A 15,184-nucleotide genomic window follows, 5' to 3' on the forward strand; every position below is an offset into this window, starting at 1 on the left:
CTCTGTAAGCTCCTCTTGAATACGAAGCGGCTTCGTCATTTTTCTAATTATTTAAATACTTTTTAAGAGATTAGGACTGAGGTGGAATGGATTACAGCTTGTAAGGTTAATTTGCTGTAAAAAAAATCCAGTTTGCTTAGTTCACGTATCTACTATCTCAATTCAGTTCTAATCAATATTCACAGCCAAAGAAATAACGGGTCAAGTAGCCATTGCTGGGTTAACTGATGTGATTGCTAGTTATTTTTTTACGAGGTGATAGAGGCATACTCATGAACCACAATTCTTCACCATCACTTCGCGTAAACTTTGCGCTCAGAACAAGTTTTATTGCTGATGCTTTGGCTATGCCGGTACATTGGTATTATCAACCAATGGAAATAGAGCTTGCCTTTGCTGGTGGTATCCAGCGCTTTGAGGCCGCGCCTGAGTTTCACCCCTCATCTATTATGTCCTTGCACTCCAAACACAAAGGGGGGAGGCAGTCGAATGATAGGTCATCCAACGGACATTCATCGAAAGATAAGCCGCCGCAAGTGGTAGGTGATGTTATTTTAAAAGATAAGGCGCAGTTTTGGGACAGACCGAATGTGCATTATCATCAAGGCATGCAGGCTGGTGAAAACACCCTCAACGCACATTGTGCACGTGTGCTGATGCGCACCTTGGCGAGCTCGCCACAAGGCTATGACCGACAGGCATTTGTTAATGCCTACATTGACTTTATGACAATGGTCCCCCCAGCTCACCCCGATACTTACGCCGAATCCTATCATCGAGGATATTTTGCTAACTTGGTGCAGGGACGCAAGCCCGAAAACTGTGGAATGATAACTCACGACACGGCATCTATTGGCGCATTGGTGACAATAGCGCCTTTGGTTTTTTCAGAACGACTTAGGGGCGCCAGCGTAGCCGAGATAAAGATAGCCTGTCGAGCCCATCTGGCCCTGACCCATCCTGATGAATCCTTAATGCAGGTCTGTGATCGTTATGTGCAACTGCTGTGTGGTCTGATGGATGGGCCTGACGAGGCTGGCGTTAAGGCACTTTTACTTGAAGCAAGTAAGGGCTCAGCGAGCACTGATTTAGCCGGTCTGCTTAAACGTAACTTGCCCGACAATCAGGTAGTCGGGCAGATTTTTTCAAGAGCATGTTATATTTCAGATTCTTGGCCTGTCGTCTTGTATCTGGCCAGTAAATACCAAAATGATCCTTGGCAAGCGTTGCGAGTAAATACCAACCTAGGGGGAGACAACGTACACCGCGGCATGGTGCTGGGAACCTTGCTTGGATTACAAAGTGATACTGTGACCACCAGTTGGTTTGAACAACTGGCAGACCACAAATTGATTGCTCAGGAAATTGAGGCGCTTATCCCCGTGGCAAGCGCTCCCACACTGTAAGTTCAGACAAGGTATGTTGAAACTTATGCTGAGTTTCACGGATCACAAAGGGAACTTTACGCGGCTCACCTACCAACTTAAAGTGGCTTGATAGTTGATCTTTCAAGCCATCTAATGTGCTGTAGTTTTCGCCATCTTTTTTGAAGCCACCTATCCATTCTTCTTTGGGTGTATGTGCTTCCAGCCAAGTGTAGGGCGATGCAATAATAAGCAAGCCGCCATCATTGATACGCTGTGCCATATCAGCCAGAAAACGACTCGGTTGGTAGAGTCGGTCAATCAAATTAGCCGCCAGAACTAAATCATACGCAGTGAATTGGGGTTTTAGGTTACAGGCGTCGCCTTGATGAAATCCAACACGGTTTGCGTAAGTTTCTAAGCCTAGTTCTTGAAGGGTTCGAGTATGATAGCTAACCAATTCGCCCTCTTCGGCGCGGGCGTAACGCACTGCGCCTTGCTGTGCCATTTTAGTCGCTAGGCGGGTAAAGTTTGCTGAGAAATCAATACCGTCTACTTCATCGAACTGACGGGCCAACTCAAAACTTGCTCGACCACAGGCACAGCCTAAATCAAGCGCTTTGCCGGTGGGTTTGCCCTTCATCGCCTCAAGTGCAATATCCGCTAAAGCTTTGGGGAAATTCTCTACGCCATACCAGGTGTCACCAAAGTGAAACTCTGCATATTCTGACAATAACTGATCACTTTCGTAGTAAGCCTTAGGAGACGTCGCCTCAACTTCAGAGGCAATGTAGCGAAATCCGGCGTGCTGCGAAAAGTGACGCCTAAATGCATAACGCGCCCCAAGACGTGCTTCGTTGCCACTTGAAATCCATGAACCACCTTTGATCAGATTGTGTTTACCATCAAAAGTTGGGGTGGTGAAATCGTCGTACAGCGGATGTACTTTAAAGTTGTCGAAGGGATAAATAGGCGTTTCAGTCCATTGCCACACATTGCCCACCACATCATACCAATTGCCATGTTGATAGCGCGTTACGGGGCAGCATGATGCAAAATGATCCAGATGCAAATTAGCATTGGCGGCACTATTACCCAGCTCCTTAACGCCAGCTTGCGAGCAAAGGCGATGCCACTCGTCTTCAGTTGGCATGCGAATCTGTTGTCCAGTTTCGACCGTTTTCCATTCACAAAAAGCTTTCGCTTCATGATAGTTAACTTCAGCTGGCCAGTCCCAAGCCATATCAATTTCTTCAGTCATTAGGCGCAAACGCCAGCCATTATGCCAACGCCAAAAAGCCGGGTGCTTCGCCTCAGTAAACTGTCGCCATGCACGACCTTCATCACTCCAAAGCTGGTTTTTTTCATAACCACCATCCTCAACAAATTCAAGGAATTCTTGATTGCTGGCTAAATATTGGCTGGCTTTAAATTCGGCCACCTCTGCCTTATGTTGGCCGTATTCGTTGTCCCAGCCATAGAAGGCACTATCAAAGGATTTCCCAAGGCTAACTGAACCGGCGGGCACGCTTATAAGTTTGTTTTTTGGCGCTTGGCCTGTATCTTTGCAAGCAGGCCATTGAGGTAAGGGCTGGACCTTAGCCAGTTCATGTTGACGAATAAGTACAGACGACGTTTCAAGGTGAATACGCTCGTGTTCAATGCCCATGACGATTGGCCACCAAGTATTCTCCCAATCAATGGGTAGGGCAAGATCCAAAGTGTTGATTAGTTTTAATACTTTGGCACGCACCAAAGTGCGGTAATGTTTTACTGCAGAAACACTGGGCCAGTCGTAATTATCTTCGGACAAATCATCCCAGCTCATTTCATCAACACCCACTGCAAAAATTGATTCCATATGAGCGTCAATCCGCCCAGGTATCCGTTTTGCCAATAGTAGCTTGTTGATGAAAAAAGTTGCAGTATGCCCAAGATAGAAAATAAGCGGGTGGCGCAAGGGGATAGGTTTTTGATAGAAACCAGCATCGTCGCGCAAACAATCAAAAAGTCCCGTATAGGTATCAAAGGTGTTGGTGAAGTAAAGCGCTATTTCTTTGCGCTTATCATCTACAGTGCCACTGGTCAGTTTAGGGGGTCTGCGCAATGCTCTAGAGTCAACGAAAGTAGCAGATTGTTGAGCTATTTCTTGAGCATTTTCTATAGGTAATGTCATCGTGAAACACGTTCCTTTAATTTTTAATCTACAGTCATACGGATAAATACTGGATAAAGGCTTAACCTTTTTACCTTAATTAGATTTTATTTGCCAAAAAACCACTGTTTAGCCAAAAGTTTAAGGTCTTAGCCCTGCAGCTTTTTGATTGCTTCAACTAAATAATCTCGTGAGCAACCAAAGTTCAGGCGAAAAAAGTCTTTCTCACCAAAATCTCTGCCCGCTGATGGACCAATACCTTTGGCTTCACACCACGCTTGCGTATCTGTTACTTGCAAACCGCTAGCATCTACCCACAGTAAAAAAGTTGCGGCAGGTGAGATAGCTTTTAAACCTTCGATTTTGTTGATTTCAGTGACTAAATAATCACGATTTTCTCTTAAATAAGCCACTTGTTGTTGATGCCAATCATCGCAATGTCTAAAGGCTGCATTTGTGGCGGTCAGGCCTGTCACAGTTACCCATGGCACAATTCCGCGGGAGGCATGGTTAAAGGCTGCTCTTAATTTTGCGTTTGGAATAATGGCAAATGACGTACCTAAGCCAGCGACATTAAAAGTTTTACTGGCGGCCATTAGTGTTACTGAATGCTCTGCCAATTCAGGGTGGGCACTGGCGGGTAAATGAGGTAGGTCATCTAAAATCAAATCACAGTGTATTTCATCAGAGCACAGCATAACGCCGTGTTTTCTGCATATTGTTGCAATTCTGTTTAGCTCTTCCTGATTTAATACTGAGCCAAGCGGATTCATCGGATTACACATAATAAATAAGCTTGCTTTAGGATCTGCGGCGGCCTCTTCTAAGGCATTGAAATCAAGTGTCCATCGACCATCTACTTCAACTGTGCCTATACAAGTTCGATTTAGCTTATTAATTGCTGGTGCGGCTAATAAGGGCGGATAGTTGGGGGTTTGTACGATCACAGTATCACCCGCTTGACAATAAGCTTGAATAGCCACATTAAACGCAGGCACTACACCAGGAGTCCAGACTAGCCAACTTGGATCAATCTTCCAGTTATACTGACGTTGACACCACGCCACTACAGCCTCAGTGGCATCTGTATCGTGAGCCGGTAAGGTATAGCCAAATAGACCGTCTTCAATACGCTGATGTAAGGCAGATAAAATAGGCTCAGCACAGCGAAATTCGGTATCAGCAATCCACATAGGCAGGATATCTGTACCCTTATATTTTTCCCATTTATAAGCTTTTGAAGATGTGCGGTCAGGTTTATCACTGAAGTTCATTGGGAATCCTTTGATCATTAATTTGGCAGTCTGCAGAAAACAGACAACTTTGCCTGTTACTATCAACCTTTGTATTAGGTTAAAACACAAGTCGAAATAACCCAAGAACTTGTGGGAATATTACATGCTTTGTTTGTCTGCTGCGGCTGATAAGCAAATATCATGGTCAGCCTCAACAAATGAAGGATTGCCGTCATCCAAATTAACACTTTGCTGATAACATCCGTACTGATATGGGGTGAAATTTAACATGTATTGCTTATTACTCTGGGCTTGTTTTGGAGTTGACGGCCAGACACAGTGACTCAGGTGGATTTTGATCTTAACATTGAGTTGCTAGGTATAAACAAACTATATATTTATACCCTGTCTTTACTTGTCATATTTGAAGAAAGAACCAAAGTCGGTTAGTTTATGTACATGATTGTGTCAAACCTAGTGTTGTTATGAACAAGGTGTGCAATGCCATAATAAGACAAACAACCATGACCAAGGAGCGTTTAATGTACAAGATTAAAATTGTCTCGATATCTCTTATAGTGTTATTAGCCCTAGTATTTGGGCTTATCTACATGCAAGCAACTACCAATACCGTTAAAAACTTCCCTACCTTAGAATATGCAAGTGAGCCAGTACCAGACTTTAACCAATATGAGAGAGTGCAAGAGAAAAAACGCGCTTTTTTTGATTATTTAAAGCCAGCCATTGCCGCCCAGAATGAATATATAGCAACTGTTCGTTCGTTAATATTTGATTTTCAAGCTTTACACTTAGCTGACCAAGAGTTATCAGCAGCGCAACAAGAAGAGTTGGATTGGTTGATTACCGAATACCGAGTTAAAAATATTGAAGAGCCTGAAGCGGTATACACCGAATTACTGCGTAAAGTTGACGTAATTCCCGCAGACTTAGTCTTGGCTCAAACAGCTAACGAGTCTGCCTGGGGGACATCTAGATTTGCCCGCAAAGGCTATAATTTCTTCGGCATATGGTGTTTTGAAGAAGGTTGTGGATTTGTACCTAAACAGCGAAATGACGGCGCGGCTCACGAAGTTGCTAAGTTTGATGACCTGAGTGAGGGTATGTATTCATATATGCGAAATTTGAATAGCCATCCAGCTTATAAAGATTTACGTCTTATTCGTTTAGAACTGACTGAGGATGACAAAGAGGTGACTGGACATGCATTGGCTGAAGGCTTAATTAAATATTCTGAGCGAGGTGAAGAATATATTGAAGAGCTCCGCCAAATGATCAGAGTGAATAAGACTTTTATGGCTTCAGACACTGCCTCTTAACAAGCAATTTCTGTTGCTGAGAGCTTGCGCAACCATCGTTGCGCAGGTTCACTTTTGATTTTACCTGTAAACGCTATTGGCCTCCCCCTTAATTTCGCTTTTTGTACTTCCAAGTACCACCATATTGGTAGTATGTTTGGCTTTTTGCTTTCGATTGACATGCCGAACAAAGAAAAATCCAAGGTGAGAGTGCTTCCACTCTCACTCTATACAATAGTGGCTGCGACTTTTTGCACTGTTCACACTGTTTGAGTACTCGCTGTCTTTTCGCTTTTCCCATTACTAGCAATTTATTTTTAGAGTAACTTTGCAATCACAACAGCTCCATGGGAGCCGGCAGCGACAAGTTGACCCCAAATCCTCATCGCAAAATTGGGTTTGCCTACGATGGCATGCAGCGCTTCGTCTCTATGAGCTTGCTCATCGGCATTACAAGATGCCATCATTTGTATAATTTCAGTTTTGTCGGCAAAGTTAAGTTGTGTCAAGGTGCTTATTTGTCGCCGATAATGAACATCAACAAAAGTTTCTACTTTATAAATCGTATAATAAACCCAATTTCTACCCAGCATCATTGATAATGCTCCCGTCACAAACCCAGCTATTATCCAGAGCAAAAGTAGGCCACTGCCTCTAAATCGATGAATAAGGTTTTCAAAGCGAATGAGATGGTTTTTCTCTGTGGCTAAATGATGCTGGGCAAATTTTTCGATGGTACAATCACGCCTGAAACAATTGACCAACAAAATGCCCCGATATATCCAAACTGCACCTGTTTCTCCAGCATGGCTGGCACGAAGCTCAGCGCAGACAGAATGACTATACCGTATGTTATTTATGGCAGTTAGTTTATGCATCTTTATGTTGGCATTGCTCGTCAACCCTGGCTTGGGTATTTTTACGAGATAGTGACATTAGAACGATACCGAGACTTGCTATCATCGATACTGCCAGCCCAACAACTATATAGGCCACCCAAGCTTCACTCACAAACAACTCCTACTAACTAAACTGTATATAAAGGAAATTACGAAGTTTGATTAAAGAGGATCATTCAAATAATTTAGCTTGTTTATTTATTCAGCAGAAGACTGGAGTGTTATAAGTTTTTTGCCCAAAAAAAGGACTTGCGAGTCTTACCTTCGGTCAATATAACCTGATATTAAAATGTGCCAAGAAATGAAAACCACGCACTTTTTACATCAATATTAGATTTGACCACGCGATATTATTGTCTGCAAAAATGGATGCAAATGATTCGGCTACTTATAAACACGCTATTGCATATATTAAAGCCGGCTTCGATCAACGAAAATAAAATTGCATTAAGCAGGCAAAGGGTCAGCTACTGCAGATGATGACTGAAGCTTATTCGCCTTTGGAAACTGGGAGAGGTGAACCAACATTTGGCTTGGTCTGCTGTGGTGTTTTTTGCGCGGCTTTTTGCTTTTTATGCAAATTACGCAGAATTTCATCTAATCGTTTTTTATTGCCTGTATTTAGTTTGCGATTTTGTAATTCGTTGAGCAATTCTTGTGTTTCGATCTCTTTGAATTTTTCAATTTCAGCTTCGACCAGACTCTGCAGTATATTTAAACTAAAGGCTATTTCACGGGGAAATAATGAGTAGGCGCGATAAAACTCTTCTAGGGCTGCGACATAATTTTTTGCTGCGTATTTTTCTAAACCGCGTTTATTAATTTCTAAAGCTGTAGGCTTATGATCACCAATAGTTTCTTGGTTTTTGACCAGCAAAATTTTGGAAACAGTCTTCTCGTTTCCTTCTTCACTGGCTTTAAATTTACGCAGGCTTTGTTCTAATAAGGCTTGGGCCCGTTCGGTATTACCCACTATATGATTGGCATTAATGGCATCAAATAAGGTTGAAATCTCAGCATCATCGAGTTTATCCATGCCTGGACGTGCCAAACACTCGATTAATTTTTTGTGGTTGCCTTCTAAATGAGCAACGGTAGCATACATGTAGTTTTTTTGAATGGTCAGGCGGGCATCAACAGTTTTTCGACCTACAGAGCCAATCAGAAATTTGGCGATATGCAATTCGTTGGCTCTTTCATCGCTGGCTTTCTCTTCTGCCTCAAATAAGTAGCAGCGGGCTAAATCTAGGGTAATTTCCTCAAAGCGGTCACGCACTGTTCGGTTTGATTCGCGTTTGCGCTCAAGTAAGGATATCGCATCTTTGGGTCGCTCTAAAGCTTGGTAAATATAGGCTTTGAGCCTAGCGGCAGAAAGTGACAACTCTCCTTCACGAATTTGCTGCATATAAGTTTCGGCGCGACTGTAGTGATTAGCATTGACGCAAATTCGCGCCAACCATTCACTTGCACGGTTACTGGTTAATTGAGATTTGGTTAATTGGTGTAACAAGCTTTGGCTTTCTTCGATTTGGTTATCGAGAAAAAGATTTTGAATTAAGCCCCACTTGGCCCAAATAACTTTGTCTGAGCCTTGCAATATGTCGCGATACAATTTGCTTGCTTCTGCATAGCGTTCGAGTTTACTTAACAGTCTTGCCCGTAGTTTGATTAATGAATTTTGCTTGCGTGGATCTTCGTTGGAACTGAATAAGGTTTCAGCCATACTCAAGGCTTGAGCAAAATTATTTTGGTCCATCAATTCATAAATAGGGCGCAAGTAAAGATGTAATTTAACGCAGTTGCGCACATTTTTTGTGAAGTTACCAATAGTGTAGGGTTTAACAATTAACGCTTCTGGCTGAAGGTCAACAATTTGTCCAATGATAAGTGGCAGTCGGTCGGAGGTAACAAACATTACGCAGGTAATGTGCTTGAGCAAATGTAAGTGTCGTAAGTCTTGTACGACTTCCACGCCATTTTTATTTTGACCCAGATGGAAATCCATTAGCAGTAAATCAAATTTTCGTGTTTTGAGATTGGCTTTTAATTCTCGACCATTGGAGAACGTGGCTATCTCAGAAAATCCCATGTCGAGAAGATGATTGCGGATGTTGGCACGGGCCAATTCGTTATCTTCAACTACCGCAGCTTTTAGTTTTTGGGGCAACATAGTGACAGCGAAAAAATCCTTCCATATTCACGAGCATATCAGGCTAACACAAATAAACTAACACAAAGTTATATCAATTAAATCTCGGGTGTTAATTGTGCCTTCTGTATACAGAAGTTGGCAGTGAAATCGTTAAAATTTGGCACTTAACGTTAACGTAAAGGTAAAAAGTTTGCTACAGTTGCTAACAAATTTTTAACGAGCCATGTTTGCCTGGCTATTTATTCAATTGAAGGATTTTTATGCATCACGTTCCATTGCTTATTAATGGCGATTTTATTGCCTCTGAATCAACTCAATTTATTGAGGTTACAAATCCAAACAATAACTCAGTTATTGCTAAAGCTCCCTGTGCAACAGATGCAGAACTTGCCGCTGCTGTAGAGGCCGCTAAACAAGCTTTTTTAACATGGCGAGAAGTACCTGCATCAGAAAGAGCCCGCGTAATGATGCGCTACCAACAACTACTTAAAGATCACCATGATGAGATTGCGACCCTTTTAAGTCAGGAAACCGGTAAAACCTTGGCTGATGCTAAAGGCGATGTATGGCGTGGTATCGAAGTGGTTGAACAGGCGATGAATGTACCATCATTAATGATGGGCGAAACAGCCGAAAACGTGGCCCGTGGTATTGATACTTACAGCTATATTCAACCATTAGGTGTGTGTTTGGGTATCACGCCCTTTAATTTTCCAGCCATGATACCACTGTGGATGTTTCCCTTGGCCATAGCCTGTGGTAATACTTTTATTCTCAAACCTTCTGAGCAAGACCCGCTTACGCCTATGAAGTTGGCAGAGTTATTTATGCAAGCCGGCGCGCCCAAAGGCGTTTTGAACGTGATCCATGGTGGCAAAGACCAAGTGAATAAGTTACTCGCTGAGCCTGAAATCCGGGCGGTATCTTTTGTAGGCTCTGTGCCTGTTGGTCAGCATATATACAAAACAGCGACCGATAATATGAAACGCGCTCAGTGTTTTGCAGGTGCCAAAAATCATTCGGTTATAATGCCTGATGCCAGTAAAAATCAAGTGCTGAATAATTTGGTTGGCGCTTCAGTCGGTGCTGCAGGTCAGCGCTGTATGGCGATTTCTGTCGCGGTATTTGTAGGTGAAGCTAAAGAGTGGATCCCAGAATTAGCCGAGCTATTAAAGGCAGTTAAACCAGGCTTGTGGAATGATCCTGAAGCTGGTTTTGGTCCCTTAATTAGCCCGCAAGCGAAGCAGCGTGTATTGGCGTTAATTCAACAAGGAAAAGACCAAGGCGCCGAATGTTTAGTTGATGGCTCTGAGTTTAGTTTACCTGGTTACGAAGATGGTAATTGGGTGGGGCCGACCGTATTTACTAATGTTGATGAAAGCATGACGATATACCAGCAAGAAATTTTTGGCCCAGTGTTGTGCTGCATGGCAGTGGATACTATTGATGAAGCGATTGCACTGGTAAATCGTAATCCTTACGGTAATGGTACCTCAATCTTCACCAATAGTGGCGGCGCAGCGCGTAAATATCAACATGAAATAGAAGTAGGGCAAGTAGGTATTAATGTGCCGATTCCGGTGCCTTTACCGTTCTTTTCTTTTACAGGTTGGAAAAACTCCTTCTATGGTGATTTACATGCCTATGGCAAACAAGCTATTCGTTTTTACACCGAAACTAAAACGGTCACAGCACGTTGGTTTGATGAAGATGCGCAAGCCGGTGGCGCAAATATGACTATTTCATTGCGCTAATCCGGGAGCTTAAAACGATGAATTTCAATTTAACTGAAGATCAAATTGCTTTTTCTGACACCGCGAAACAGTTTGCTGAACAAGAATTAGCGCCGTATGCGGCCCTGTGGGACAAAGAGCATATCTTTCCTAAAGACACCATCCAAAAAGCCGGAGAGCTTGGATTTTGCTCTTTGTATACACCTGAAGATGTGGGTGGTTTAGGCTTAAGTCGTTTAGATTCTTCGATTATATTCGAGCAATTGGCTATGGGTTGCACAGCGACTACAGCCATGATGACGATTCATAATATGGCTACATGGATGATAGCTACTTGGGGTACTGACAGTGCCAAAGCCCACTACTGCCCGAGTTTGGTCACAGGTGAGCAACTAGCCTCGTATTGTTTAACCGAGCCGGGCTCTGGCTCAGATGCTGCTGCAATGCGTTCGACAGCCAAGTTAGATGGCGACAACTATGTGTTGAACGGCTCTAAAATGTTTATTTCTGGCGCCGGTGAAACAGACGTCTTAGTGGTAATGGCACGTACTGGTGCCGCTGGGCCTAAAGGCATTTCAGCCTTTGTGGTGCCTGCTAATGCTGCTGGAGTTATTTATGGTAAGGCAGAAGAAAAAATGGGTTGGAATGCCCAGCCTACGCGTTTAATTACGTTTGATAATGTGCAGGTTCCCAAAGAGCACTTATTAGGTGAAGAAGGGCAGGGTTTTACTCTCGCAATGAAAGGTTTGGATGGTGGACGTATTAATATTGCTACCTGCTCTATTGGTACTGCGCAAATGGCACTCAACACCGCAAAAAATTACATGCAAGAACGCACACAATTTGGCAAACCTTTAGCCGCATTTCAGGCCCTACAATTTAAGTTAGCTGATATGGCGACAGAGCTTGTGGCTGCGCGGCAGATGGTAAGATTAGCGGCTTTTAAATTGGATCAACAAGACTCAGAATGCAGTGCCTATTGTGCCATGGCCAAACGATTTGCGACTGATGTGGGTTTTGAAGTATGCAATCAAGCCTTACAGATCCACGGCGGTTATGGTTATATTAAAGAATATCCTCTTGAGCGTTATGTGCGCGATGTGCGAGTGCACCAAATACTTGAAGGGACAAACGAAATTATGCGCATGATCATCGGTCGCAGGCTGCTGACAGCGGGAGCCGGTGATATTCTTTAAATAAATGAGTGAAGGCAACATGACAGAACAAAACAAAGTCTTATTTTCTCTATTGCCTAGCCAAAACGGCTACAGTATAGGGCTTGCTACACTAAATAAACCCCAGGCATTAAATGCCTTAGACCGAGATATGATCGACTTGCTGAGTCCTCAATTATTGGCATGGCAGGCCGATCCTTTGGTTTGCATGGTGATCTTAGATAGTCAGTTGGATAAGGCGTTTTGTGCTGGTGGCGACGTAGTGGCTATGTATCAGGCCATGGTAACAAATAAGAGTGAAGGCGCACCCGCTGACTTGCAGGACTTTTTTAGCAAGGAATATCAACTTGATTATTTGATCCATAACTACCAAAAGCCCTTTTTGGTATGGGGTAATGGCATTGTGATGGGGGGCGGATTGGGTTTAATGAGTGGCGCCAGTCACCGCATTGTGACAGAAACCTCGCGTATCGCGATGCCAGAAATAAGTATCGGTTTATATCCTGATGTAGGTGGTAGTTACTTTTTAAATCTTATGCCTGCGGGCTGTGGCCTATTTTTAGGCCTAACCGGTGCCAGCATTAATGCTGCCGATGCGCTGTATTGTCAGTTGGCTGATTATATTATTCCCCATGCAAGTAAGGCTCAATTTATTGAAAAGTTGCAACAGATCGAGTGGCAAATGGATGAACAAGTCAATCATTTGTTGTTATATGCCCAGTGCCAAGCCTACGAAGATAAAAGCGTATTACCCCCAGAAAACATAGTCAATTATCAAGCCCTGTGCAACGAACTGGCCACTTGTAAACGAGTAGAAGACGTTGAAGAGCGTATTCTGGCCCTTGATAGTCAGCAAGACCCTTGGTTGGCCAAGGCCCAAAAAACCCTAAAAGCTGGTTCTAATATTACTAAGCACCTCGTTTTCGAACAGCTGAAAAAAGGTGTGGGCTTGTCTCTGGCGGAGTGTTTCAGAATGGAGTTGGTGATGTCTTGCCATTGCGGCACCGTGGGTGAATTTCAGGAAGGGGTGAGAGCGCTGCTGGTCGACAAAGATTATCAGCCTAATTGGTTATATACCCATATTGATGCGGTTCCATCTGAAGTCATCGAGGCATTTTTTGTCTCCCCTTGGCCGAGTGAAGCGCATCCACTGGTCTCCTTAGATAACAGTCCTCAACCATTAGAAGGTTAATAATGCAAAACAATCTAAAAATCGCATTTATCGGTTTAGGTAATATGGGGGGCCCTATGGCGCTCAACTTACTTAAAGCTAAATTTAAGCTCACTGTGTTTGATCTTATGCCTCAAGCAGTTGCAACATTAGTGGCACAAGGTGCGACTAGCGCCAAAACAGCAATTGAAGCTGTCTCAGGCGCCGATGTAGTTATATCTATGTTACCCGCAGGAAAACATGTTGATGCGCTGTATTTAGGCAGTGAAAACCAAGCAGGTTTGATAAGTGTGTTAGATAAAAAGTGCTTGGTTATTGACTCAAGTACTATTGATACTGCCACCGCGCAAAAAGTCGGTAAGGCTCTGGCTGAACAAGGTATTGCCTCTATTGATGCGCCAGTGTCTGGTGGTGTCGGTGGGGCAACAGCGGGTACCCTGACCTTTATCGTTGGCGGCGAAAAAGTTCATTTTGAACAGGCACTGCCAGTGCTGAATAAAATGGGTAAAAATATCTTTCTTGCTGGCCCCTTAGGTGCAGGCCAAACCGCTAAAATATGTAATAACATGTTGTTATCAGTGTTAATGGCGGGCACCTCTGAAGCCTTACAATTAGCCATAGATAACGGCCTTGATCCTAAAGTCGTCTCAGACATTATGCTGCAAAGTTCAGGGCGTAACTGGACATTAGAACTTTACAATCCTTGCCCTGATGTCATGCCAAACGTGCCGTCATCTAAAGGATATAAAGGTGGTTTTATGGTTGACCTGATGAAAAAAGACTTAGGCTTAGCCATGGATACTGCCACTAAAAGTCACTCTAGCACGCCTATGGGGGAGCTAGCCCAGCGTTTGTATTCCCAGCATAGTGAGCAGGGCAATGGCCAGCTCGATTTTTCCAGTATATTTACCTTATTTTCTAATCAATCTAAAAAGAGTTAAACCATGCAATTAAAAGATTCTGTTATTGCCATTACGGGCGCCGCCCAAGGTTTAGGTAAGGCCATGGCCCTAGAGTTTGCTGCTCAGGGTGCACATATTGCGCTACTAGATATGCAAGCTGAAGCACTTGATGCCACCGCCGCCGAACTCATCGCCTTAGACGTAAAAGCCAAAGGGTTTGTAGTTAACGTGACCGATGAGACGCAGGTAGAAAAAACCTTTGCCGCTATTGTCGCCGAATTTGGCCAACTCAATGGCTTAATTAATAGCGCGGGTATTATGCGCGATGGCATGCTGCTTAAAGTTAAAGAAGGCAAAGTAGTGGATAAAATGTCGCGTCAACAGTTTCAGTCAGTGCTCGACGTTAACGTTACCGGTACCTTTTTGTGCAGCCGCGAAGCGGCTGCACAAATGGTCGAAACCAAGAGTAAAGGCGTAATTATTAATCTGTCTTCAGTATCGCGTGCAGGTAACATGGGGCAAACCAATTATTCTGCCTCTAAAGCTGCTGTAGCTACCATGACAGTCAGCTGGGGAAAAGAGCTAGCCCGCTTTGGCATACGCACAGGTTGTATTGCACCAGGCTTAGTCGATACCGCCATGGCCCAACAAATGCGCCCCGAAATGCGCGAACTATTTATTAAAAGCGTACCTGCTGGACGATTAGCCGATGTCAGTGAATTAGCCCACGCCGCCAAGTTTATCTTCGAAAACGACTACTTCACCGGCCGCACCTTAGAACTGGATGGTGGTACAAGGGTGTAAACTCATCGAAACAAAATGCGAAGCGCAGCGACAACTGATTTTTGAGATGAGGTTTACACCGTCTTTGCCTTTGTTGTTGTTGCTCTGCAAACAGCTTCGCGGCTAAACCCGCTCCTACAATCGTAGGATCGGGTTTAGCTGAATAATCTACTCAGCGCTGCATCTGCCTGCAACAACAATGTAATAAGCAAAGAAATCGAGTAATGAAATAAAAATCATACTCTTGAAGACAATACCTCAGCCTGATACGAAGATGGGGTAAAATAGCGTGCCGATGA

General features: G+C 43.6%; 13 protein-coding genes. 7 read left to right on the top strand and 6 right to left on the bottom strand.

Annotated features, from left to right (window positions below; translation table 11 throughout):
* Positions 1-272: 272 nt before the first annotated feature.
* Positions 273-1,406: an ADP-ribosylglycohydrolase family protein gene (locus tag ABKW31_RS17550; RefSeq protein WP_348617880.1), complete on the top strand. Its 1,134-nt coding sequence runs from the start codon at positions 273-275 to the stop codon at positions 1,404-1,406.
* Here ABKW31_RS17550 and ovoA read toward each other — a convergent pair.
* From ovoA to ABKW31_RS17565, 3 genes are all read right to left on the bottom strand, one after another.
* The gene (gene ovoA / locus ABKW31_RS17555) at positions 1,375-3,540 is read right to left on the bottom strand and encodes a 5-histidylcysteine sulfoxide synthase (RefSeq protein ID WP_348617881.1); all 2,166 of its coding nucleotides are present in this window, start codon (positions 3,538-3,540) and stop codon (positions 1,375-1,377) included. The genes ABKW31_RS17550 and ovoA overlap by 32 nt on opposite strands.
* 128 nt (positions 3,541-3,668) lie before the next feature.
* A complete protein-coding gene (locus tag ABKW31_RS17560; protein ID WP_348617882.1) occupies positions 3,669-4,793 on the bottom strand; it encodes a PatB family C-S lyase in 1,125 nt (374 codons plus the stop codon).
* A 120-nt stretch (positions 4,794-4,913) separates the two neighbouring features.
* Positions 4,914-5,045 (bottom strand): hypothetical protein, encoded by a 132-nt coding sequence (locus ABKW31_RS17565; protein ID WP_348617883.1) that lies wholly within the window; start codon positions 5,043-5,045, stop codon positions 4,914-4,916.
* A 251-nt stretch (positions 5,046-5,296) separates the two neighbouring features.
* Between ABKW31_RS17565 and ABKW31_RS17570 the strand changes: the two genes are divergently transcribed.
* On the top strand, positions 5,297-6,091 hold the full coding sequence (locus ABKW31_RS17570; protein WP_348617884.1) for a glucosaminidase domain-containing protein: 795 nt from the start codon (positions 5,297-5,299) through the stop codon (positions 6,089-6,091).
* A gap of 296 nt (positions 6,092-6,387) precedes the next feature.
* Here the strand turns inward: ABKW31_RS17570 and ABKW31_RS17575 are convergent, their stop codons facing one another.
* The 3 genes from ABKW31_RS17575 to ABKW31_RS17585 all read right to left on the bottom strand — a co-directional run bounded on the left by ABKW31_RS17575 (position 6,388) and on the right by ABKW31_RS17585 (position 9,139).
* A complete protein-coding gene (locus ABKW31_RS17575; RefSeq protein WP_348617885.1) occupies positions 6,388-6,948 on the bottom strand; it encodes a demethoxyubiquinone hydroxylase family protein in 561 nt (186 codons plus the stop codon).
* Positions 6,941-7,081: a hypothetical protein gene (locus ABKW31_RS17580; RefSeq protein WP_348617886.1), complete on the bottom strand. Its 141-nt coding sequence runs from the start codon at positions 7,079-7,081 to the stop codon at positions 6,941-6,943. The genes ABKW31_RS17575 and ABKW31_RS17580 overlap by 8 nt, the downstream gene beginning before the upstream one ends.
* A 378-nt stretch (positions 7,082-7,459) precedes the next feature.
* Positions 7,460-9,139, bottom strand: coding sequence for a response regulator (locus tag ABKW31_RS17585; protein ID WP_348617887.1), 1,680 nt, complete (start codon positions 9,137-9,139; stop codon positions 7,460-7,462).
* 242 nt (positions 9,140-9,381) lie between these two features.
* Here ABKW31_RS17585 and ABKW31_RS17590 point away from each other — a divergent pair, with 242 nt between their 5' ends.
* Genes ABKW31_RS17590 through ABKW31_RS17610 form a run of 5 tightly spaced genes read left to right on the top strand, consistent with a single transcriptional unit; the run spans position 9,382 to position 14,906 of the window.
* Positions 9,382-10,875, top strand: coding sequence for a CoA-acylating methylmalonate-semialdehyde dehydrogenase (locus ABKW31_RS17590; RefSeq protein WP_348617888.1), 1,494 nt, complete (start codon positions 9,382-9,384; stop codon positions 10,873-10,875).
* A gap of 17 nt (positions 10,876-10,892) precedes the next feature.
* The gene (locus ABKW31_RS17595) at positions 10,893-12,050 is read left to right on the top strand and encodes an acyl-CoA dehydrogenase family protein (protein WP_348617889.1); all 1,158 of its coding nucleotides are present in this window, start codon (positions 10,893-10,895) and stop codon (positions 12,048-12,050) included.
* A gap of 19 nt (positions 12,051-12,069) precedes the next feature.
* Complete coding sequence (locus ABKW31_RS17600; RefSeq protein ID WP_348617890.1) at positions 12,070-13,221, top strand: enoyl-CoA hydratase/isomerase family protein; 1,152 nt, start codon at positions 12,070-12,072, stop codon at positions 13,219-13,221.
* A 2-nt stretch (positions 13,222-13,223) separates the two neighbouring features.
* Positions 13,224-14,141, top strand: a complete 918-nt coding sequence (gene mmsB / locus ABKW31_RS17605; RefSeq protein ID WP_348617891.1) for a 3-hydroxyisobutyrate dehydrogenase — start codon at positions 13,224-13,226, stop codon at positions 14,139-14,141.
* A 3-nt stretch (positions 14,142-14,144) separates the two neighbouring features.
* Complete coding sequence (locus tag ABKW31_RS17610) at positions 14,145-14,906, top strand: SDR family oxidoreductase (protein WP_348617892.1); 762 nt, start codon at positions 14,145-14,147, stop codon at positions 14,904-14,906.
* Positions 14,907-15,184: the final 278 nt, after the last annotated feature.

Source organism: Paraglaciecola sp. 25GB23A (genome assembly GCF_040012495.1).
In the GTDB taxonomy this organism is placed as follows: domain Bacteria; phylum Pseudomonadota; class Gammaproteobacteria; order Enterobacterales; family Alteromonadaceae; genus Paraglaciecola.

What these genes read in the sequence shown, in the direction of transcription:
- ABKW31_RS17550 (WP_348617880.1), top strand. Translation starts at nt 273, where the DNA reads ATGAACCACAATTCTTCACCATCACTTCGCGTAAACTTTGCGCTCAGA.
- ovoA (WP_348617881.1), bottom strand. Translation starts at nt 3,540, where the DNA reads ATGACATTACCTATAGAAAATGCTCAAGAAATAGCTCAACAATCTGCT.
- ABKW31_RS17560 (WP_348617882.1), bottom strand. Translation starts at nt 4,793, where the DNA reads ATGAACTTCAGTGATAAACCTGACCGCACATCTTCAAAAGCTTATAAA.
- ABKW31_RS17565 (WP_348617883.1), bottom strand. Translation starts at nt 5,045, where the DNA reads ATGTTAAATTTCACCCCATATCAGTACGGATGTTATCAGCAAAGTGTT.
- ABKW31_RS17570 (WP_348617884.1), top strand. Translation starts at nt 5,297, where the DNA reads ATGTACAAGATTAAAATTGTCTCGATATCTCTTATAGTGTTATTAGCC.
- ABKW31_RS17575 (WP_348617885.1), bottom strand. Translation starts at nt 6,948, where the DNA reads ATGCATAAACTAACTGCCATAAATAACATACGGTATAGTCATTCTGTC.
- ABKW31_RS17585 (WP_348617887.1), bottom strand. Translation starts at nt 9,139, where the DNA reads ATGTTGCCCCAAAAACTAAAAGCTGCGGTAGTTGAAGATAACGAATTG.
- ABKW31_RS17590 (WP_348617888.1), top strand. Translation starts at nt 9,382, where the DNA reads ATGCATCACGTTCCATTGCTTATTAATGGCGATTTTATTGCCTCTGAA.
- ABKW31_RS17595 (WP_348617889.1), top strand. Translation starts at nt 10,893, where the DNA reads ATGAATTTCAATTTAACTGAAGATCAAATTGCTTTTTCTGACACCGCG.
- ABKW31_RS17600 (WP_348617890.1), top strand. Translation starts at nt 12,070, where the DNA reads ATGACAGAACAAAACAAAGTCTTATTTTCTCTATTGCCTAGCCAAAAC.
- mmsB (WP_348617891.1), top strand. Translation starts at nt 13,224, where the DNA reads ATGCAAAACAATCTAAAAATCGCATTTATCGGTTTAGGTAATATGGGG.
- ABKW31_RS17610 (WP_348617892.1), top strand. Translation starts at nt 14,145, where the DNA reads ATGCAATTAAAAGATTCTGTTATTGCCATTACGGGCGCCGCCCAAGGT.